Source organism: Chitinophaga sp. GbtcB8 (assembly GCF_019091455.1).
Taxonomy (GTDB): domain Bacteria; phylum Bacteroidota; class Bacteroidia; order Chitinophagales; family Chitinophagaceae; genus Chitinophaga.
This window is the reverse complement of the sequence record NZ_JAGXJN010000020.1, coordinates 102,394-123,261: the sequence shown is the minus strand read 5'-3', so window position 1 is coordinate 123,261 and position 20,868 is coordinate 102,394. Positions and strand designations below refer to the sequence as shown.

At 44.9% G+C, this 20,868-nt stretch carries 14 protein-coding genes and 2 tRNA genes; 9 read left to right on the top strand and 7 right to left on the bottom strand.

The window, feature by feature from the left end; all coding sequences use genetic code 11:
• Positions 1-40 precede the first annotated feature (40 nt).
• Complete coding sequence (locus KVT36_RS18190; RefSeq protein WP_217604884.1) at positions 41-610, bottom strand: L-threonylcarbamoyladenylate synthase; 570 nt, start codon at positions 608-610, stop codon at positions 41-43.
• A 101-nt stretch (positions 611-711) separates the two neighbouring features.
• On the bottom strand, positions 712-1,833 hold the full coding sequence (locus tag KVT36_RS18185) for a glycosyltransferase family 1 protein (RefSeq protein ID WP_217604883.1): 1,122 nt from the start codon (positions 1,831-1,833) through the stop codon (positions 712-714).
• Positions 1,834-2,055: 222 nt separating this feature from the next.
• Here KVT36_RS18185 and KVT36_RS18180 point away from each other — a divergent pair, with 222 nt between their 5' ends.
• The 3 genes from KVT36_RS18180 to KVT36_RS18170 all read left to right on the top strand — a co-directional run bounded on the left by KVT36_RS18180 (position 2,056) and on the right by KVT36_RS18170 (position 5,523).
• The gene (locus KVT36_RS18180; RefSeq protein ID WP_217604882.1) at positions 2,056-4,401 is read left to right on the top strand and encodes an ABC transporter permease; all 2,346 of its coding nucleotides are present in this window, start codon (positions 2,056-2,058) and stop codon (positions 4,399-4,401) included.
• A 107-nt stretch (positions 4,402-4,508) separates the two neighbouring features.
• Positions 4,509-5,321, top strand: coding sequence for a 2,3,4,5-tetrahydropyridine-2,6-dicarboxylate N-succinyltransferase (locus tag KVT36_RS18175; protein ID WP_217604881.1), 813 nt, complete (start codon positions 4,509-4,511; stop codon positions 5,319-5,321).
• Positions 5,322-5,436: 115 nt separating this feature from the next.
• Positions 5,437-5,523, top strand: a tRNA-Leu gene (locus KVT36_RS18170).
• Positions 5,524-5,627: 104 nt separating this feature from the next.
• Here KVT36_RS18170 and KVT36_RS18165 read toward each other — a convergent pair.
• Together KVT36_RS18165 and KVT36_RS18160 are read right to left on the bottom strand one after the other, a co-directional pair.
• On the bottom strand, positions 5,628-6,275 hold the full coding sequence (locus KVT36_RS18165; RefSeq protein ID WP_217604880.1) for a hypothetical protein: 648 nt from the start codon (positions 6,273-6,275) through the stop codon (positions 5,628-5,630).
• 26 nt (positions 6,276-6,301) lie between these two features.
• Entirely contained in the window at positions 6,302-7,417 is a 1,116-nt protein-coding gene (locus KVT36_RS18160; protein WP_217604879.1) for a serine hydrolase, read from the bottom strand.
• A 334-nt stretch (positions 7,418-7,751) separates the two neighbouring features.
• Between KVT36_RS18160 and KVT36_RS18155 the strand changes: the two genes are divergently transcribed.
• Positions 7,752-7,835: transfer RNA gene (locus KVT36_RS18155), tRNA-Leu, on the top strand.
• Between the two features lie 98 nt (positions 7,836-7,933).
• Here the strand turns inward: KVT36_RS18155 and KVT36_RS18150 are convergent.
• Positions 7,934-10,318 carry a beta-L-arabinofuranosidase domain-containing protein gene (locus KVT36_RS18150; RefSeq protein WP_217604878.1) on the bottom strand — a complete coding sequence of 795 codons (2,385 nt, stop codon included), beginning with the start codon at positions 10,316-10,318 and terminating at the stop codon, positions 7,934-7,936.
• 393 nt (positions 10,319-10,711) lie between these two features.
• Between KVT36_RS18150 and KVT36_RS18145 the strand changes: the two genes are divergently transcribed.
• The 5 genes from KVT36_RS18145 to KVT36_RS18125 all read left to right on the top strand — a co-directional run bounded on the left by KVT36_RS18145 (position 10,712) and on the right by KVT36_RS18125 (position 19,291).
• A complete protein-coding gene (locus tag KVT36_RS18145; protein WP_217604877.1) occupies positions 10,712-11,347 on the top strand; it encodes an RNA polymerase sigma factor in 636 nt (211 codons plus the stop codon).
• Between the two features lie 145 nt (positions 11,348-11,492).
• Positions 11,493-12,698, top strand: coding sequence for a FecR family protein (locus KVT36_RS18140; protein ID WP_217604876.1), 1,206 nt, complete (start codon positions 11,493-11,495; stop codon positions 12,696-12,698).
• Positions 12,699-12,906: 208 nt separating this feature from the next.
• Complete coding sequence (locus tag KVT36_RS18135; protein ID WP_217604875.1) at positions 12,907-16,224, top strand: TonB-dependent receptor; 3,318 nt, start codon at positions 12,907-12,909, stop codon at positions 16,222-16,224.
• A 16-nt stretch (positions 16,225-16,240) separates the two neighbouring features.
• The gene (locus tag KVT36_RS18130) at positions 16,241-17,707 is read left to right on the top strand and encodes a RagB/SusD family nutrient uptake outer membrane protein (RefSeq protein WP_217604874.1); all 1,467 of its coding nucleotides are present in this window, start codon (positions 16,241-16,243) and stop codon (positions 17,705-17,707) included.
• 9 nt (positions 17,708-17,716) lie between these two features.
• Positions 17,717-19,291 carry an FAD-dependent oxidoreductase gene (locus KVT36_RS18125; RefSeq protein WP_217604873.1) on the top strand — a complete coding sequence of 525 codons (1,575 nt, stop codon included), beginning with the start codon at positions 17,717-17,719 and terminating at the stop codon, positions 19,289-19,291.
• 78 nt (positions 19,292-19,369) lie between these two features.
• Here the strand turns inward: KVT36_RS18125 and KVT36_RS18120 are convergent, their stop codons facing one another.
• A complete protein-coding gene (locus KVT36_RS18120; RefSeq protein WP_217604872.1) occupies positions 19,370-19,864 on the bottom strand; it encodes a cupin domain-containing protein in 495 nt (164 codons plus the stop codon).
• Positions 19,865-19,898: 34 nt separating this feature from the next.
• Positions 19,899-20,864 carry an alpha/beta fold hydrolase gene (locus tag KVT36_RS18115; protein ID WP_217604871.1) on the bottom strand — a complete coding sequence of 322 codons (966 nt, stop codon included), beginning with the start codon at positions 20,862-20,864 and terminating at the stop codon, positions 19,899-19,901.
• Between the last annotated feature and the right edge of the window lie 4 nt (positions 20,865-20,868).

The following is a 20,868-nucleotide window of genomic DNA, read 5'->3' as shown; positions in this document are numbered from 1 at the left end:
ACCCTATTCAGAATGAGTTACTTGTAATTATTGCGCCTGCTTATTCGCGGATCACATCTATACTGCCGTTATTATGCAGGCGGATAATGCGGGAGGGCGGTTTTACTTCCATATCATCCTGCCGGTATTGCACCACATAATTTACGCCATCCTTTATAAGCGGGTCAATTGCTGCAAAAGTGGCCGGGGCGGGCTGTCCGCTGAGATTGGCGGAGGTAGATACCAGGGGCTTGCGCAGGCGTTTAATAAGATGATGACAAAATTCATCCTGTACAATACGTATAGCCACGCTGCCATCTTTATGCACCACATTCGGGGCCAGGCCCAGTGCGCCATCGTAGATAACGGTGGTGGGGCGGTCAAAACTTTCCAGGATGTTGGCAAGGTCCGGATGCGGGTGGGCAATGTATAACATGAGGTCGCGTACATCTGCCAGCAGTACGACCATGCTTTTAGCTTCATCCCGTTGTTTGAGGGTGAATATATCCTGCACGGCGGTTTCATTGGTGGCATCGCAGCCAATGCCCCATACGGTATCTGTTGGGTATAGAATAAGGCCGCCTTCGCGGAGTACGCGCAGGGAGGGTGTTATGTCGTTTTCGTAAGGCATGTTTCTATCTTTGAATTAATAATTAAGAATGAATAATTAATAGATGTGGTGCCTGCTTTTCAAGTGAACTATTAATTTTCATGATTATTAATTCTTAATTTTTAATTATTAATTAAACTTTTATAAACGTCCATCATGGCGGCGGCGCATTTATCTGCAGTAAAACGTTGTGCGTGGATCCGGCCTTTTTCACGCATGGCCTGCGCCAGCACGGTATCTTCCAGCACCTGCGTAATAGCATGGGCAATAGTTTGCGGCTGCAGCGGATCTACATACAAAGCTGCATCCCCGGCGGTTTCTGCAAAACAGGAGCCCTGCGATGTTATGACCGGTGTACGGCTCCACAACGCTTCCAGGATAGGAATACCAAACCCTTCAAAGATGGAGGGATACACCAGGGCCTGTGCGCCCTGGTATAACAGGGGCAGATCCGTGTACGCGGGGCGGCGCTGTTCATTCAACCATATAACCTGCTGCTGCAGGCCGTTTGCGGCTATAAAGCTTTTTACTTTCTTTTTATAGGAACCGCCATCGCCTAATACCACTAAAGGTATTTTTAATTGCTGCTGTTGTAATGCCTGTACTATGCCTAACAGGTTCTTACGCTCTATCACGGATCCTACATACAATAAATAAACCGGCGGCAGGCCGTACTGTTGCCGCATTTCCTGCAGCTCCTCCCCTGTGTGCGCTACGGCAAACATGGGATCACAGCTTTGATATACCACGGCTATTTTCCCCGGCGGTGTATGATAGTAAGTAATGAGGTCTGCTTTGGTTTGCTCACTGATGGCCACTACCCTATTGGCCTGCTCACAGGCATATTTTGCCTTACGGCGATAGGTTTGTACATCAATAGGATTATACTGGCCGGGATAACGTTCAAAGATCAGATCGTGCATAGTAACCACACTTTTTATGCCGCTGCGGTGAATGCCAAAAGGTATTTCATGGCTTAGACCATGGTAAAGATCTATATTGTGCGCCAACAGATCACTTACCACATACCTGCTGCGCCAGGCAGCACGGAACCAGCGGTGCAGGGGCTTTTGCGGGAGCACTGCCGGCAGCGTGGTGTTGAACATTCCTGTTTGCTTTGGCGCAAAAAGGTAGTAATGATGTTCCGGGAAATACGTGGCCAGGGCACTGATCAGGGACCGGCTGTAGTTGCCCAGTCCTGTGTTATTCTGAAAAGCCCGTTTGGCATCGAAGGCGATGTTCAACTTTAGTGGTTTTGGTTTGATGGGTACCTTTTTTAAAAAGGACCAGGGGCCAAAATAAGGAAAATTTTGTTAGGGGTGGGTGGGGAAGAGCGTTCAATTATGAACAACGGCTGTACGAAACCGGGCAATTAACCGGTATTTATGAATTCCAGCGCGTTGGTTATCAATGCGCCCGGAAGCTGGCACCTCCTTGGAGCCCTCTATTATATAAGCGGTATAACTATGATCAAAAGCTACTTAAAAATGGCCTGGCGAAACCTTTTCAAGAACAAGGTTTCCTCCTTCATTAATATCTGCGGGCTGTCTGTTGGACTTGCCACAGGCATTATCATCCTGCAGGTGGTAGTGGATGAATGCAGCTATGATAAATTCCATGCCCACCTGAAAGATACTTACCTGCTGATGCGGACCCAGTACCTGGGTGAAGAGATCAAAACAGGCAACGTAACGCCAGGTCCACTGGCAGCGAGCTTGCGCACTGAAATGCCGGAAGTAAAATATGCCGCCCGTATGCTTTATGCAGGCGATCAGCTGGTAAAAAATGGTGACAAAACCACCTATGAAAACAGCATTTACGCCGAACCGGATTTTTTTAACATCATGAGCTTTCCTGCGGTGCAGGGTAATCCCGCGGCGGTATTGAGCGAGCCGGGTACTGTAGTGATCACGGAACGTACGTCTAAAAAACTGTTTAACGGGGAAAATGCCATCGGCAAAATACTGGTGTTTAACAATATCCATACGTTAAAAGTAGCTGCTGTGATACGGGATGTACCACAGAACAGCAGCAACCGGTTTGATGTGGTGCTTCCTTTCCGGCTTTTGGAGCAGGAAAGCCCCTGGCTGCGCAAATGGGACGATAACCGCATCCAGACCTGGATACAGACACAGCCTGGTACCCGTTTGGCGGTGCTGAACACGAAGCTGAAAAACCTGTTCCTGCAAAAGCAGGATGAAAAGAATAACATCCTGTTTGCCTATCCTTTCGCTGATGTGCGCCTGTATGGGCAGTTCAAAAATGGCGTTCCCAGCGGCGGCATTATTGAAATTGTGATGCTGCTGGGCTGTATTGGCGCATTTGTTTTGCTGATAGCCTGCATCAATTTCATGATCCTTTCCACCGCCAGATCACAGCAGCGTGCGCGCGAAGTGGGCGTGCGGAAGGTGATGGGAGCTTCCCGCAAGCGGATCATGCTGCAATTTCTGAGCGAAGCCCTGTTACTTTCATTTCTGGCACTGGCCCTGGGCATTATACTGGCGCAACTGGCGCTGCCGGGTTTTATGCGTATTGCTGACAGGAACTTTACCCCTGATCTGCTGAACTGGCGTATATGGGGGCTATTACTGGGATTGGGGCTGGTTACCGGGCTGCTGGCAGGCAGCTACCCGGCATTTTACCTAAGCCGTTTTGAACCGGTAAAAGTTCTGAAAAAATTGCTGTCCGCAGAAAAAGGCGGCAACCTATTACGGAAAGGGCTGGTAACCTTCCAGTTCATCATCTCCATTTTCCTGGTCATTACTACTATTGTTATTTTCCGGCAGCTGCATTTCCTGGAGCACAGGCCCATAGGCTACAATCCTGAGAATTTGATCGAAATCCCCGCCAGGGGCGGCATAAAGAATAAGTTTGACCTGGTTAAGAATGAGCTGATGCAGATCCCGGGCGTCAGGAGCGTATCTGCCGGCAGCGACAACCTGGTGCGCTTCGGCGCTGGCATGAACGGAGTTGAATGGCCGGGTAAAACGGCGGACCAGGATTTTGCATTCACTATTGCCAATGTGCAATATGACTGGACTAAAACGGTTGGACTAAAAATGGCAGCGGGCCGTGATTTCAGCCCGGCATATGGAGCAGACAGCTTCACCTGCCTGGTCAATGAGGCAGCTGTAAAAAGCATGCATCTCAAAACACCTGTTATAGGGATGCAACTAAATAAAAATACTGTGATCGGCGTAGTACGGGATTTTGTATACAATGATCCTACCGGCTCTCCCAAACCTATGATCATTTATCTGAACACCGGTGGCCTGGACCATTTTTTTGTACGCATCACCAATAATGACAACTGGCAGGAATGCCTTTCAAAAATTGAGCGGGTTGTAAAAAAGCTCAATCCTGATTTCCCGTTTGAGTTTCACTTTACAAAGGAAGAATACCAGAAAAGGTTCAACAATATCCGCTCAATCGGGTACATGGCAAATATATTCGGGGGCATGGCCATTTTCATTTCCTGCATGGGGCTTTTCGGATTATCAGCTTTCCTGGCGGAACAGCGCAGCAAGGAGGTAAGCATCCGCAAAGTGTTAGGCGCTGGTATGGGCAGCCTTTGGTTCTCCCTTTCCAAAGATTTCCTGAAACCGGTGCTGATTGCCTTTATATTCACTGTGCCGCTTGCAGGCTGGGGCATGCAAAAGCTGCTGGACAGCATGGATTACCATATTGAGCTTTCGTGGTGGATGTTTGTGCTGGCAGGTGTGGCTACCATGCTGGTGGCTATTATAACTGTTAGTTTTCATGGCATTAAAACCGCCCTGGCCAATCCCGTTAAATTCCTGCAAACGGAATAAGCTGCATGTTATAAACGTCATGCCTGTTTTTTTGGAACCAACCGCATCCGGAACAAAGCCCTACCCTGTTAACCAAATGGCGTTTATATTTGTGGAAAATTTCAACAATGGAACTAAAAGAACAAATACTGACCGCCTGGAACGACCGTAACCTGCTGGAAGAAATGCAATATAAAGACGCCATCAGGGCGGTTATAGAGGCTGTAGATAAAGGCAAGTTACGTGTAGCAGAACCTACGGCAGACGGATGGCAGGTAAATGAATGGGTGAAACAGGCTATACTCCTGTACTTCTGCATTCAGCCAATGCAAACCATTAACCTGGCTCCTTTTGAGTTCTATGATAAAATGAAGCTGAAAAGTAATTTCAAAGATCTGGGCGTACGCGTGGTACCACATGCTATTGCCCGTTACGGCGCTTTTATAGCTAAAGGCGCTATCCTGATGCCTTCTTACGTGAACATTGGCGCGTATGTAGATGAAGGCACCATGGTGGATACCTGGGCTACTGTAGGCTCCTGCGCACAGATAGGCAAACATGTGCACCTGAGCGGCGGCGTAGGTATTGGTGGCGTACTGGAACCCTTACAGGCCAGCCCTGTGATCATTGAAGACGGCTGCTTTATAGGTTCCCGTTGTATTGTTGTGGAAGGCGTGCGTGTTGAAAAAGAAGCAGTATTAGGCGCTAACGTGGTGCTAACCCAATCTACCAAGATCATTGACGTAACCGGCAGCGAGCCTGTGGAGCTTAAAGGCCGTGTACCGGCACGCAGTGTAGTGATACCCGGTAGTTATACCAAGAAATTCCCTGCTGGTGAATACCAGGTGCCTTGTGCGCTGATCATTGGACAGCGTAAGGAATCAACAGATCTGAAGACAAGTTTGAATGATACGCTAAGGGCGTTTAATGTAGCGGTGTAGGAGAAGCGAATAAAATTTAAGCAGGGTGGGCATTTCAGTTTTTTGCAGATTTTTTGTTTCAAAAAATTTGGAAGTTTTAAAAAAGTGCCTACCTTTGCCATCCCTTAACACGGTTGCCCAGATGGCGAAATTGGTAGACGCACTGTGTTCAGGTCGCAGCGTTCGCAAGGACGTGCTGGTTCGAATCCAGTTCTGGGCACCAAATGGCGAAAAGCCGGAGATTGATCTCCGGCTTTTCTTGTTTTATGGTTGTAGGAATGCTTTGGGGGTAAGCTTATTTTAGATCAAATTGAAATCTTTTAGTCGCTATTTTACAAAACGGATACCAGCGGTTCGGCTTTTGTCTGCTGGTTTGTTTAAATCATTTTTTACAATCCACAGTACATGACCAGTCGTATCCTTGAAGTCTTTAAACCTTACTAAGTCAAATTGCTTGTTGTCCTCGTTGAATTTTGACGGCCGTATGACTGCAAATTTGTAAAAGGTATCTTCGTGCCCGCCAAATTCAACATTTTCAAAATAAATCGTGTCATGCACAATTTTGTAATTGCCCTTAATTTCTGTCACACCAAAGCAAACACGTTTCTCTCTGAATGTATGATTGTCTTTTAGCTTGAAAGTAGTCATACAATTTGCAACTCCTTCTCTTTGAGCAATTAATAAATCTTCACCACTAAGTTTATCAAAATCGATTATGCCAAAAGGGAAAATGAATGTTAAGCATAAAACAGTCGTCATTAAGCCAAGCGTTATTATACCAATCCTGTCAACAGACTTTTCTTTGACGGCGAAGTATAGTTTTCGTACAAAAGCTATTGCAAGTCCAAAGTAAACAAGTACTAAAATCAAGAAAGCCAGTATCGCAAAAAGACCGAGCTTACCTTCCCAAAAATACGCCGTGTTAACAATCAGGAAGAAAGCAATTGTTGTTATGATTAGTCCTTTATTTTTCATTTTTAGGTGTAGGTATAGGTTGACTGCTAACAATTAATATCCGTCTTGGGGGAATACTTTTTTGTTGGCTGCTGTTTACTTTTTGTCTTCTGTCTGCAATAGATCTGATACCCCAAATGCAATCCCATACGCATCTGTATTTCAGAATTAGTTAAAATAATTATTGCCGTTTTATCCTGAACATAACGAAAATAAACAGACTTAAAACCGGGCAATGACCCCCCGTGATGTATGAATTGTTTCCCATTTACTTTATTTGTCATCCAGCCATAACCATAATATATAACTTCATTGTCCATTGTAAGAGGAGTTTTGATTGTATCGCCCCACATCTGATCCCAACCTTTTTGTGTAAGCAATTTGTTATGCTGCATGTCCATTTCCCATTTCAATAAATCATTTATGTTTGAGAGGAAAGCCCCACTAGGCCGTAAAGCAATATAGTTTGGTGCATTTAAAATTGAATCGTTAGCATTCTTTATGTAACCTGCTGCTCTGTCAGGAACGATTGCTTCCAATGATGTTGTTCTGGTACTACTTAAACCGCCTTCATCAAAAACATATTTCTTCATATATTCAGGAAATGACAAGCGGGATGTAATTCTAATTATATCAGCTAATATAAAATAGCCAAAATTGCTGTACTCATATTTTGAACCTGTTGGGAACGCCAAACTATCAGCAAATGCGGTTTCAATATAAACAGAATCTGCCTGTTCTTTCATTCCATCAAATCCCGGAGGGTCTGCCGGCAGTCCTGAAGTATGGTTAAGTAAATGACGAATAGTAATAGCATTCCATTTTACAGGCGCGCCTCTTATAAATTTTGTTACCGGGTCAGACACTTTTAATTTGCCTTCCTGCACCAATTTCATGATACCAACCGCGATAAATTGTTTGCTAATAGAACCTATCTTATAAATAGTTTTTTCGGATGCAGGAACATTCAATTCAATATTAGCCCATCCACAACCCTTAGCCTTAATTACTTTTCCGTTTTTTATAATTCCGATTGATAGTCCAACAATGCCCTGCTGTTTCATTTGATTGGTTATAAAAACATCAATACTGTCTTGCTGTGCGATTAAAGCGGACGGTAAAAGGGAGAGTGTTATGAATAGCGTTAAAATAAACGGTCTCATAATGTGGGATTGCGTGTCCGGAATAGCAGCCATAGAACAAGCTTGGTGTCTAAAGAAAATAGCGATCAACAACTAATATACGCAATTCCTATATCTATGGTATCAACAGCATTCACTCACCGCATTAACTTGTTAACAATGAAATACTTAAAAATAAGCGGGCGGAGTATGCAAAACACATAATCATCGTAGGATTGATGGCCGACAGCTTCTATAATAAGGCCAAGCAAGCATAAGTGAAATCTACAGATTAATTTATCAAAACTAACCGCTCAAAAAAATTTGGTAAAGCAAGTTCTATTCTTATCTTTGCACCCCTGACACATTTTTAATTGCCCAGATGGCGAAATTGGTAGACGCACTGTGTTCAGGTCGCAGCGTTCGCAAGGATGTGCTGGTTCGAATCCAGTTCTGGGCACGAAATGGCGAAAAGCCGGAGATTGATCTCCGGCTTTTCTTGTTTTATGGTTGTACCAATGTTTTGCGGACAAGCTTATTTTGGGCAAAAAACAATGCTTAGTTGCCATGTATCAAACGTATATAATACACTGGCGATGTTGATGCGCCGTTCAAAGCTTTAAATTTTACGCGTACTTGGTTTTTGTCTTTCAACATGGCAGCGGGAATACGGTATTCAATATCAAAAAACTTTGATTGATTCCACCTGTTTGTATTATTCTCTGCAATCAGCTTTTGATCATCAATATAAATCTCAAAGTTCTTGTTACCCCATTCAGCACCCCAATAGCGAACCATTAAATTAAGGCTGGTGTCGTGGCTGGTTGCAAGGCTATAGCTGAAATAACCGCCATCAAACGCTTCCCGGTAAAACTGGTCCTGCGCAGTTCCTTTTCTTGATCTCTCAGCTTGCATCGCATGATCAGCTTCGGGCTGCTGCTCGCCCGCGGCAACAAAACTTACCGTACGATTTTCAAGTTCCAGCCTTTCTTTTTCAACTGCTGTAAGTGAATCCAGGTAAGCATGGTATTGTTTGTTGGATAAGGCCATCCAGTATATCATATAACGTGCATCATGTATCTGGTAAAAGGGCTGGAGTTCCGTTTTGGCTGCATTAATCATTTTTACTCCCGGCATGGTAAAATGCAACGGCGCATCTTTAACCGGAACAAGGCTGGCCGCGATCGCCGGCAGATTATCTTCAATAATAATGGGGGCTTTATCTACGGGCAGCTTTTTGCCGCTGGCTATATGCCCCCAACGGCTGTCATCAGCAATCAATCCTTTCATATCTTGTGTACCTGTTTTTGCGCCGAGCAAAACAGGACCGTGCATAATGGCAATGTAAGCAGGCACATTTGGCAAATGTTCAATCGTATTATGCATTGGCAGCTTTACTTCAACTACATCGCCTTTCTTCCAGCGGCGGTTAATAGCCACATATGAAGATGGCTGCCCTTCAAAGGGGACGGGTTTTCCATTCACTGTAATTTTCAATGCACCAGCGGCTACCCACCATGGATAACGTATCATCATTCGAAATGAAGATGCGCCCCCTGTAATAACCAACCTGGTTTGCTCTTCATACGGGAAGGTTGTTTCCTGCCGTAGTTGTATAGCCTTTTCTTTCCAGTTTAAGGCAGACGCCACAAACAGGTTTACGTATAGCGAATCGTGTGAGTGCGTGTAAATAAACTGGTTATACTTGCCGTGATTCTCCATGCCTGTTCCGACACAGCACCACATGGCTTCATTGGGAGCGGAATATACCCGGTAACTGCGAGGACGAACGGGCGTGAAGTACACATAACCACCTGTTTCGGGATCTTGTGTTGACAGGATGTGATTGAGCATTGTCCGTTCGTAGTAATCAGCGTACCTGGCTGCTGGCGTCATCCGGAATAGATCTTCCGTAAGCTTAAGCATATTGCTGGAGTTACATGATTCAGGACCTTCTACATCATTAATAAAATCAGTACATGCTGATGCGCTTGGGAAAAATTCGCGCCTGCTGTTGCCTCCAAAAGCGAGTGTGCGGTTTGCCGTAACAGTTTGCCAGAAAAATCTGCCTGCTCCTTCGTATACGGAATCACCGCCTAACTCACCGATCCTGGCAAAGCCAATTGCCTTAGGTACCTGCGTATTCGCGTGTTTGTTATCAAGGTTATCGATGCCCTCAGCCATTGAATTGAGCAACATTTTATGCGAAAACCTTTTAGCCGCTGCCAGGTATTTTACATCACCGCTAAGCTGATATGCGTCCGCCAGTATTTCATTCATCCCGCCCTGCTCTGTATCAAGCATCGCTTGCATTTGATCCTCAGTTAACCCGGCGGTTATGCTTACAGCCCAGCCGCAAAACTTAAGAAAGATATTTTTTGCATCCTCATTGCCAACATATACCCAGGCATCCCTTAAGCCGGCATACATTTTATGTACATTGTACCATGGCACCCATGCTGCATGAAAGGCTTTAAAATCGCCATTCTTAACAGACAGCCAAACGGCCTCGCTACCAGGTACGCCACCCACATAACCTGTGCCCCAGCCGGCGTGTTGTTTTGTATTGGCATCCTGGCAAGTCTTTAATTCCGCAATCATATAATCCAGGCGCTGCCGGCAGCCTGCATTGCCTGCAGCAGCATTTATAGCCATTGCAGTCAAATAATGGCCGCCGATATGGCCATCTAATCCATCCCAGTTTGCATAACTTGAGTCTTTCGGCGTTAAACCTGCTTCTTTACGGTAAGGCGCGAGCAAACGGTCAACATTATACTGCATGAGCGTTTTAATGTTCAGGTCTTCTGCCTGTTTAAAAGGCCCTGCCAATAGCTCAACGTCACTCAACGGAAATTCGTTGGCATAAAGCCTGGATTGCGCCGCGGCGCCAAGGCAGCATATATTGCAGAGCATGTAAAAAAATACTATTCGTTTTTTTATCATATACTAATGAGATAGTAAACAAATATTAGTTATAAAAATATCTTGATAGTGCAAGTGCTTAACACAAATTTCGCGGCAGACGGTCTTATGAAATGTGTATTCATTTGTTATTGAGTTGACCGGCAAGCCAACACAAACTCCTCCTTTATTTGTCAGAATGACATTTAATAATATCTCCAAAAATATTGCGGCCTATAAATGCCGCATATACGTGTTTTACAATACTAAAATATGAAAAAAACCTCAAAATGCAACAGGCCGCAATATTTACAGCGGCGCAAATGGCCGATACACGCCAACGCGGCCTGCAGATTATATCTGAAAAGATTATGATATAGATAGCGCACTATTTATCAGTGGAAAAAAACCGGCAATTTTTCGTTTTTAATATTTATGTTTATATTCGAAACGCTTTCTCATTCCACGATGGCCACAAACCAAATAAAAAATTTAGACGAAGATGAACTGTTAGAAAGGTTGCTAAAAGGTGACACTTACGCTTTTGATTATATTTTCAATAAATTTTACGGTGCGTTGTGCTTATTTGCCACGCGGTTAACCTCGGATAAATTTACAGCTGAGGAAATTGTTCAGGACATTTTTTGTAAACTATGGAGTAAACGTAATGACTTTCACAGCCTGAATTCAATTAAAGCCTTTCTCTATATAAGTACCCGCAATGCTTCCATGAACGCCTTAAAAAAACAGAGCCGTAAAATGAAGCATGAGCTGGAATTTGCTTTTTTTACAGATGGGTTTGAGGAGCCGTTCCTCAACGAAATAATTTACATTGAAGCCCTTCGCGAAATTTCAGCTGAGGTCAATGCCTTACCGGAGCAATGTGGGAAAATCATTAAAATGATCTTTGAAGATGGGCTGCAGCCTAAAGAGATAGCAGATAAACTGGATATAACCATCAGCACGGTTTACAATCAAAAAATGCGCGGGCTTTCCATTTTAAGGAAGCGCCTTTCAGATAGAGGATTTGCTATTTTAACATCTGTAATATTATCTATATATTTCAAGTAAAGCGCTTTCATTCCCATACCCTCTCACCTATCGGGTCTATACGTGACCTTTCTGCCGCTTCGGGGATATGCCCAAAATTTTTTTTCAAATCTTTTAGAGGAAACCTTATAGCAGGTTGTTTCTATATTAACACCAATTAATAGCCATGTCCGATAAAAAGTTATATGATCCATTTCATATAAGCAGCCTGTTAGCACGCAAGCTTTATGGTACCCTGACGGCGCCTGAGGAAGCTGAACTGGAAGCATGGTTGAATAAAAGTGCTGACAACAGGGAGATCCTTGACAAGCTTTTGAGCGAAAGCATCCGGAAGCAGGAGATTGAGCATTTGCATGAATTTGATGAGGAAACTGCGTTAAAGAAGGTCTGGGCCAAGATCGGGCAGCCCGAAAGCACCGGCAGAAGTACCCTCATGAGCTATATGATAAGGATTGCCGCTGCAGCAGCTATAGTTATAGCGCTTTCCGTTAGTTTTTGGATATATAAAGTTAAATCACCTGCAGAGCGGTTGTCATATCAGGCAAAAAGAACAGAGATCCTGCCTGGCGCCAATAAAGCAATATTGACCCTGTCTAATGGTACTAAAATAGATCTTCAGGCGGCTCAAAGCGGAAATATCGCTTATCAGGCAGGTGCCGTCGTGAGCAAACGGGCAGATGGTAAAATAGATTATCAGGGCGCTGGTGCTGCCACAGCTCAACCAGGTGCAACAGCTGCGTTAAACACGCTGTCTGTTCCCAAAGGCGGGCAATATGAACTAACGCTTCCGGACGGCACCCGTGTTTGGTTAAACGCAGCCTCGTCATTAACATATCCTGTTGCATTTACCGGAAAAGAACGGCAGGTCACATTAACCGGGGAGGCCTATTTTGAAGTGGCTAAGAATTCCGGTAAACCATTTTTTGTGAATGTAGATGGTAAGCAAACCGTGGAAGTGTTAGGGACACATTTTGATATTAAGGCTTATAATGATGATCCGGAAATCAGGACCACTTTGCTGGAAGGTTCGGTAAAGGTAAGCTGCAAAAACAGCCATGCCATTATAAAACCCGGGCAAATGGCTGTTAATGATCTGAAAGCACCTTTGTCCGTCAGGAATGCAGACCTCGACGAAGTAATGGGCTGGAAGAACGGACTGTTTGTGTTTAACGATGAGCGTATGGAAGACGTGCTAAGAATAGCTGCAAGGTGGTACGATGTGGATGTGGAATACCAAACCGATGTTAGTCAAAAGAAACTAAGGGGCATAGTATCTAAATACAAAAACATCAGAGAACTACTTGACAATATAACAATTACATCCGGGATCCACTACAAGATAGAAGGAAGGCGGGTCATCTTAATGAATTAATCTTACTAAAAAGAAATTACCGCAGAAAAAACCAGGGGCGTTGCAACCGCCCCTGGCGTAACACAGCCCCGGGAGCTGTGTGCAGGTAATCATTATAGTCGCTATTATCAACCAATTATTTAATTAACCTGACATTCAAATGTATAGAATTTATCCTGCATTTGGACGCGGATGTCCATTCCGTGTCCAGTCTAAACTGTGGAGCGTTATGAAACTTTCCTTTTTCATCTGCCTTATCGCCTTTATGCAGGTAAGCGCATCTTCAAAAGCTCAGAAAATTAATTTAAATAAAACAAATGCCCCGCTATGGGAGACGTTAAATGATATCCGCCAGCAGACGGGTTATAGTATTCTTTGCGACCCTGATATTTTGGGCGCCGCAAAACCTGTTACCATTAAAATAAAAGACGGCTCGCTGGAAGATGCATTAAAAATATGTTTTCATAACCAGCCATTTAATTATGTGATCAATCAAAAAACTATATTAATCACACCGGTGAAATCGTCCGCCCCGGTAGCCGATCAAGCTACCAGCGCTATCAGGATAAGCGGAAAGGTGACAGATGAACAGGGTAGCCTGCCGGGGGCAAGCATCAAACTGAAAGATTCCAATACAGGTACGATATCAGACGCCAAAGGCAACTATTCCCTCAGCGTTCCGGATAACAAAGGGACGCTTGTTTTTACCAGTGTTGGTTATTTAACACAGGAAATTCCAATCGAGGGGCGCACTACAATTAATGTTCAGCTAAAGGTGGAATCAAAAGGATTGAACCAGATAGTGGTGATCGGTTACGGTACCGTCCGTAAAAAAGATCTGACCGGCTCAGTTTCCTCTATAGGATCCAATGAAATAAAGTCGCAGCCTATTAACTCTTTTAACCAGGCATTGCAAGGTAAGGTCTCGGGCGTACAAATTACACAGGCATCTAATTCACCGGGTGGAGGCGTAACCATCCGCGTGCGCGGCGGCAACTCTATTTCCGCCAGCAATGATCCTTTATACGTTGTTGACGGGTTCCCGGTTTCCGTACCAACTGCGGCAAATGGGGCAAGCGGAAGCGGCGCCAGCTACGCCAATCCACTGTCTACCATTAATCCAAATGTTATTGAATCATTAGAAGTTTTGAAAGATGCTTCTGCTACGGCAATATATGGTTCAAGAGGAGCTAACGGTGTTGTTCTGGTAACTACCAGGCGTGGAAGATCAGGTCAGCCGAATATTGAGTTTGAAAGCTACGCAGGTGCGCAGGAAGTTGTAAAACAATTGAAGCTGGGGAATGCTATGGATCATCTGAATTTAAAAAATGAGCAGCTTGCCAATCTTGGTTACGCTTTAAGGTTTGGGAACCCTGACGGGCCTTATCCTAAACCCGTTGCCTCCTACGGTGAAGGTACCGACTGGCAAAAAGAGATCTTCAGGAGGGCGCCGATGCAGAGTTACCAGCTGTCTGTTACCGGAGGTTCCGACAAAGTACGCTACCTGGTAAGTGGAAATTATCTCAACCAGGATGGGATCGTTATTGATAACAACTTTAAACGTTATGCCTCCAGGATCAATTTGGATGCTACTTTGAGTGAACGTATTAAAATAGGGACCAACCTTACCGCATCGCGCACCATCAATAACGGCGTTTCTGAAGGTCTTGTTGCCGGCCCCATATATGAGGCGTTGACCATTTCGCCAGCCAGTCCGGTTTATGCAGCCGATGGCAGCTACCAATTACTTAACCTGGGCCCGGGCACTGGCTTTGCGAATACTCCTAATCCCGTTGCCATGCTGCATACTTCAACCAACCTGCTTACAACGGACAGGTTACTGGGTAATGTATTTGGAGATTTCAGCATCATGGAAGGCCTGAGGGCACACATTAGTTTTGGAGCAGATGTTCAAAATTCATTCAGGAATGTATTCTTTACACCGCAAACACTTGCAGGGAACGGCCGGAATGGCTATGGAAGCAACGGCACTTCGGAAAATATCAATACTCTAAATGAAAACACGCTCACCTATACGAAAAAAATAAACCAGGATAACGCCTTTGACGTACTGGCCGGTGTAACTTTTCAAAGCAATAGAATGCAGCGGACCTACCAGGAAGCGGAGAATTTTCCCAACTACACCCTGGGAGCTAACAACCTGTCGGCAGCCAGTACACTGGATATCACCAGCAGCAGCTTAGAGAAATGGGGCTTAAACTCTTACCTGGCCAGGATAAATTACCGCTTCAAGGATCGCTATCTGTTCACAGTCAGCGCCCGTGCAGACGGCTCATCGCGTTTCGGCGCCAATAATAAATATGGATTTTTCCCTTCCGGTGCATTTGCCTGGCGTGTATCCGATGAAAATTTCCTAAAACACAGCCGTATCATAAGCGATCTGAAGTTGCGGGTTAGTTATGGTATTACCGGTAATGATGGCATCGGCCTTTATAACTCCCTCTCGCAATACACCATCGGGAAAACGGTCTTTAACGACGTCGAGGTGCTTACCAACCAGGTTTCGCGTATTGAAAGCCCGGATCTGAAATGGGAGAAAACCGCCCAGCTGGATATTGGTTTTGATGCCGGTTTTATGAATAACAGGATCACCGTTGTTGGCGATTATTATCTGAAAAAAACCAGCGGTCTGCTGCTCTATGTGGATCTGCCGGCCACTACAGGCGCCACCAGTGTACTGCGAAATATTGGGAGTGTACAGAATAAAGGTTTTGAATTGGCGGTTAGCACGGTAAATATTGACCAGGGTGCAAACGGATTTAAATGGACCACCGCCGGCAATGTATCCTATAACCAAAACAAAGTAATATCACTTGCTAATGGCGTGGATCATTATTTTTCCGGGTTAACCATTATAGAGGTTGGAAAGCCCCTGGGTTCGTTCTATGGTAACGTATTTGACGGCATATGGCAAACAAAAGAAGAGATTGAGGCTGCAGGTCCGTTAGCGCAGGCCGGCAGTTTGCCTGGTGCGTACCGCTGGAAGGATATAAACGGCGATGGCATATACAATGAGTCCAGCGACCGCAAAGTGCTGGGCAATGGCCTCCCCAAATTTATCTTCGGCCTAACCAACAATTTCTCTTACAAAGGATTTGACTTTTCCTTTTTCCTGCAGGGGGTACAGGGTAACAAGATCTACAACAATTTCACTACCCTGATCGATGCACAATATAACCACCTGAAATCATATTATGCAAATCACTGGACAGCCACGAATCCCAGCAACTCAGCCGGCGCTATACGCCAATGGGTTTTACCGGCTGTTTCTGATTTTGCAGTAGAAGACGGCTCATTTGTACGGTTAAAAACCGTCACTTTGGGTTACCAGCTGCCCGGTTTTACGAAAGCCATAAAAAGAGCCCGCGTTTACGTCAGTGCGCAAAACCTGCTTACGTTCACGAACTACAAAGGCTATGATCCTGAAGTCAACGGCGATTTCAATAGTAATATTCAATACGGGGTGGATAACTTCAATTACCCGCCGTCAAGGATCTACATTCTTGGTTTGTCCGTTACTTTATAATTAAACTCTGATAAAGATGAAACCACAATATAAATTATCGAACAAAGCGCTGTTGGCAAGCGGTTTTCTGGTTATCGCAATAATGCTTTGTGGAGGCTGTAAAAATAACCTCGTTGAGGTTCCCTATTCGTTCCTGGGAGAAGAAAACTCTTTCAAAACAGCAAGTGATGCCACCGTTGCGCTTGATGCAGTGTATGACAGGCTGCGTAACATTTATAACATGACAATGATCAACCTTGCAGATGTAAATTCTGAAGAGCTGACCGTGCAATCGAACGTAGGTGCAAGCACATTAGAGCTCGATAATAACCTTTATTCAGCATCTAACCCTTCTTTTGATGTGTTTTATACAAACTGCTACCTAATGATCGACAGGGCAAACAGGGTTATTAAGAATGTGCCCGGAATTACGATGGATGCAGCCGCTAAAGCGCAGATCATTGGAGAGGCGAAGTTCCTGCGGGCATTGATCTACTTTGATCTTGTGCAGGCTTTCGGGGATGTTCCATTGGTTACCGCTCCTACTTCCGATGTGGTGAATGTGAGCATAAAACGCACCTCCCTGGATGCCGTGTATACCCAGATCATAGCAGATCTGAAAGATGCTGTAGCCGCAAACCTGCCGGCAAAATATACTACCCCGGGAACGATCGGGCGGGCAACCAGCGGCGCTGCGAAATCACTTTTGGCAAAGGTTTACCTTACCCATAAAGATTATACAAATGCGGCGGCTGTTGCCAGGGAAGTAATAGACTCAAAAGTTTACAGCCTTTTCCCGGATTATAAGAACATCTTTCCTCCTGAAAACAGAAATGGCCAGGAGCATATTTTTTCCGCTCAGTACAGCTGTTTAAAAACAACTTACGGCAGTACAATGGCCGAATCTTTTGCCATTTACTTTTCGTATCCGATCAACCAGGGCGGAGGCGCCTACCAGGCAGATTCCAATTATGTAAGATCTTACCTGCCAGGCGACTACCGGAAACAGGTTACGATCATTACGCAAAAGGTGAATCCTGCAAATAACGCATTAGTACTATCCCGTACCGGCCCTGCAGTTGATAAGTACTGGGACCCCGCGCCCTGTGCCGAATTTGCCGCCCGGAACAACTTCATGATCATTCGTTATGCCGATGTGCTGCTTATCTATGCCGAAGCAGTTAATGAGATCAATGGACCTACTCCTGATGCTTATGATGCAATAAACCAGGTGCGGACCCGTGCGAGAAATGGTGATCCATCCGCCAATCCGCAAGATCTGGCAAATGTATCACAGGCCCGGTTCCGGGATACCGTTCTAGCGGAAAGAGGCTGGGAACTATGTTTTGAAGGACACCGCCGCTGGGATCTGCTGCGGACCGGCAAATATATTAGTACCCTTCAGGCAGCCGGAATACCTGTTTCACAAAAAAACCTGCTTTATCCTATTCCACAGCACCAGATAGATGTAAATGAAGCGCTTACACAAAATCCAGGTTATTAAAATTTGAAAATGAAAAAAACATATATAGTCATGGCTATCCTGATGCTTTACGTATTAGGAAGCCATGCTTCCGGTAACCACACTGTAGTAGTGTATGGAGCTACACCGGGGGGCATATCAGCTGCAGTGGCGGCCGCACGGCAGGGCGCCGAAGTTATTCTGATTGAGCAAACCCGTCATGTGGGTGGTATGAACACCAGCGGAATTGGTACCGCCGAAACAGAACACATGATCGAGGAAACCATTTCGGGAATTCCATTGGAGGTTTATACCCGCATTGGCAAATTTTACGGGAGCAATAAACCCGCTTTTTATTTCGAATCGCACGTGGCCGAAAAAATATTCCTGGATATGCTTGGCGAGCAGCATGTATCCATCATCTACCAGGCCTATGCAGATAAGGTGAATAAAAAAGAGAACGCTATTAAAAGTATTGTATTGTCAAACGGGAAAACAATCACCGGCGATGTATTTATCGATGCAACGTATGAAGGCGATTTAATGGCAAGAGCGGGGGTATCTTATACTTATGGGCGCGAAAGCAGATCTCAATACAATGAACCGCTTGCCGGGATCCGTCTTTTAGATAAGCCTATTGACGTTTCGCCGTATGATGACAACGGACATTTACTCCCCGGGTTTGTGGAAGCAAAAAATTTAACCAACGGCGAAGCCAGTAAAAGGATCATTAATTACAATTTCCGGGTAATGATGTCTACCAACGCAGACAAAGTACCTTTTCCGGCGCCACTGCATTATGATCCAAACCGCTTCATTACGCTTAAACGTTTGTTGACCGTTCAGCCCAACATGAAGCTGACAGATATCATTGATATATACTCCTGGAATTATCCACCAGGAAAGTATGAAACCAACAACAAGCAAAATGCAGTAATTTCATTAGGGCTTTTTGGTGGCAATACCGGGTATCCGGATGCAGATTACCAAAAAAGAAAGCAGATATACCAGGACCACAAGGACTGGACCCTGGGATTACTCTATTTTTTGCAGCATGACCCCTCGGTACCCAAACCATTGCGTGATGAAGCTGATCGCTATGGCCTGGCCCCGGATGAATTTAAAGACAACGGCAATTTTCCCTATTATTTATATGTGCGGGAGGCCCGGCGTATGACCGGCAGCTACGTGCAAACCCAGCGGGATATTTTTGATGAGCCGAAGAAACCTGATGCGATTGCTTTGGGATCGCATTTTGTGGATTGCCATCATGTGCAAAAGGTAGCTATCTCCAAAACACAATACATTAATGAAGGCCGTATCTGGGTCAAAGTTGAACAGCCTTATGAAATTTCCTATCGTATTATCACTCCCAAACAAAAAGAGTGTACAAATTTACTGGTACCCGTTTGCGCTTCAGCTTCTCATGTCGGCTTTTGCTCTCTCCGGGTTGAAGTTACCTGGATGCAGCTTGGCCAGGCAGCAGGTGTTGCCGCAGCGGTAGCCGCCAAAAATAAAAAGCCGGTACAGGAAATAGATGTAAAGCAATTGCAGGAGACTTTAAAAAACGGTGGCGTGCTGCTTAACCGCGATGCGCAGCATTGGATCAATAACGACAAATCCTGATGTTTTATAGTCTTTATTGCCGGCACATAAAACCCGCGATAGTCGCGGGTTTTATTATTTATACAATCTTTCAACTCATTACTTCGGCTTTCCCGGATCATCCGCAGGATTTACATACGTTACTCCTGAAGGACCGTATCCTGTTATCTGAACTATAACGGGTTCGCTCCTGGTCATTGCAAAATGATTCTGATCCGGAATTTCCGAATAAATACTTCCAACAGGCAGCTTTTTCAATTTACCGGCATCAAATACATCACCGTATCCAAAATACCATGTTCCTGCTACCACAGTACACATCCTGTCATCCGGGTGCAGGTGGGCCGGGATTTTTGTGTTGGCCGCCACCTTTAACAAAATGGTGTAAAGACCGGGTTTGGAAGGATTCCCATGAATAACGATCACCTGTACAGCGCTTAAGTTGGAAGAACCCGGAGCTGACACTCCGCTTGCTTTTGTATTGATAATTTCCTGCTGTGTCATTCTAAGCTGCCCGCTTGCGTCAGACTGTGCGTTGGCCGAAGTAACATACAGCAGTAACAGGAATAAAATGTTTAATTTAACTGTGTGCATAAATTTCATTTATTATTGGTTACTGAAAGATGAATCATTCTTTTGCAAGCAGGAATCCAAGCAGATCCTGTTGTACCTGCGGGGTGTTTTCCTGTACTATCCAATGCCCTGCTCCTTTAATGATAGATGGTGTTACATGCTCCGCAACCAGCCTGCAATGTTCTGGCAAAAAGGCGCTTGCATATTCGCCTGCCATTGCCAGCAAAGGCATTTTTAATTTATGCTTCATGAACTCCTTGTTATCCAAAGCATCATCGTTAAAAGCAGCAAACCAATGAAAAGCGCCGTATGTTGATCTTGGGGTGCGGTAAGCACGTATAAACTCATCCGTTTCCTCTTTAGTAAATGCATTTTGTACATGCCCTACCACCGGCCAAAAACCAATAAGGAACTCTTTTTCTTTACCGGCAACAACCTCCGCTGATGCAGGCAGGGCAAAAAAGCCAAACCACCATGCCTTTGCTCTTACTTCACTCCAAACAGGTTCCACGCCGGGCAGCAATGCATCCAGCAGCGCTACTTTTTTCACTTCGTTACTATATTGCGCAGCATAGGCATAGGCTACCATCAAACCTATGTCATGCCCCACTACATCTATGTTGCTGTAACCAAGCTGTTTTACGAGCCCATGCAGATCCTGCGCTAATTGTTTTTTTGTATATCCTGTATCAGGCTTACCGCTTTCACCAAGGCCCGGCAGGTCAGGTGCAATAACAGTAAAGTGTTTGGAAAGCTCCGGCAATAAACGGTTCCACATATACCAGTTTTGCCCAAATCCATGGATCAGCAATAATGGCTCACCTGAACCGCCCATAACATAGTGTATTTCGGTACCATTAATATTAGCTGTTGCGCTTTTAAAGTTCGCCGGGGGCTGCGCGGGTTGCAGCGCGGCTGTAATTGTATCTGTATTAATAGCGGCGGCGGCTTTCAGATCCGGCTGCGGATTATTACATGCCGCAAACAGAAAACCGGCGACGAGAATGATTGTTAATTTCATAGCA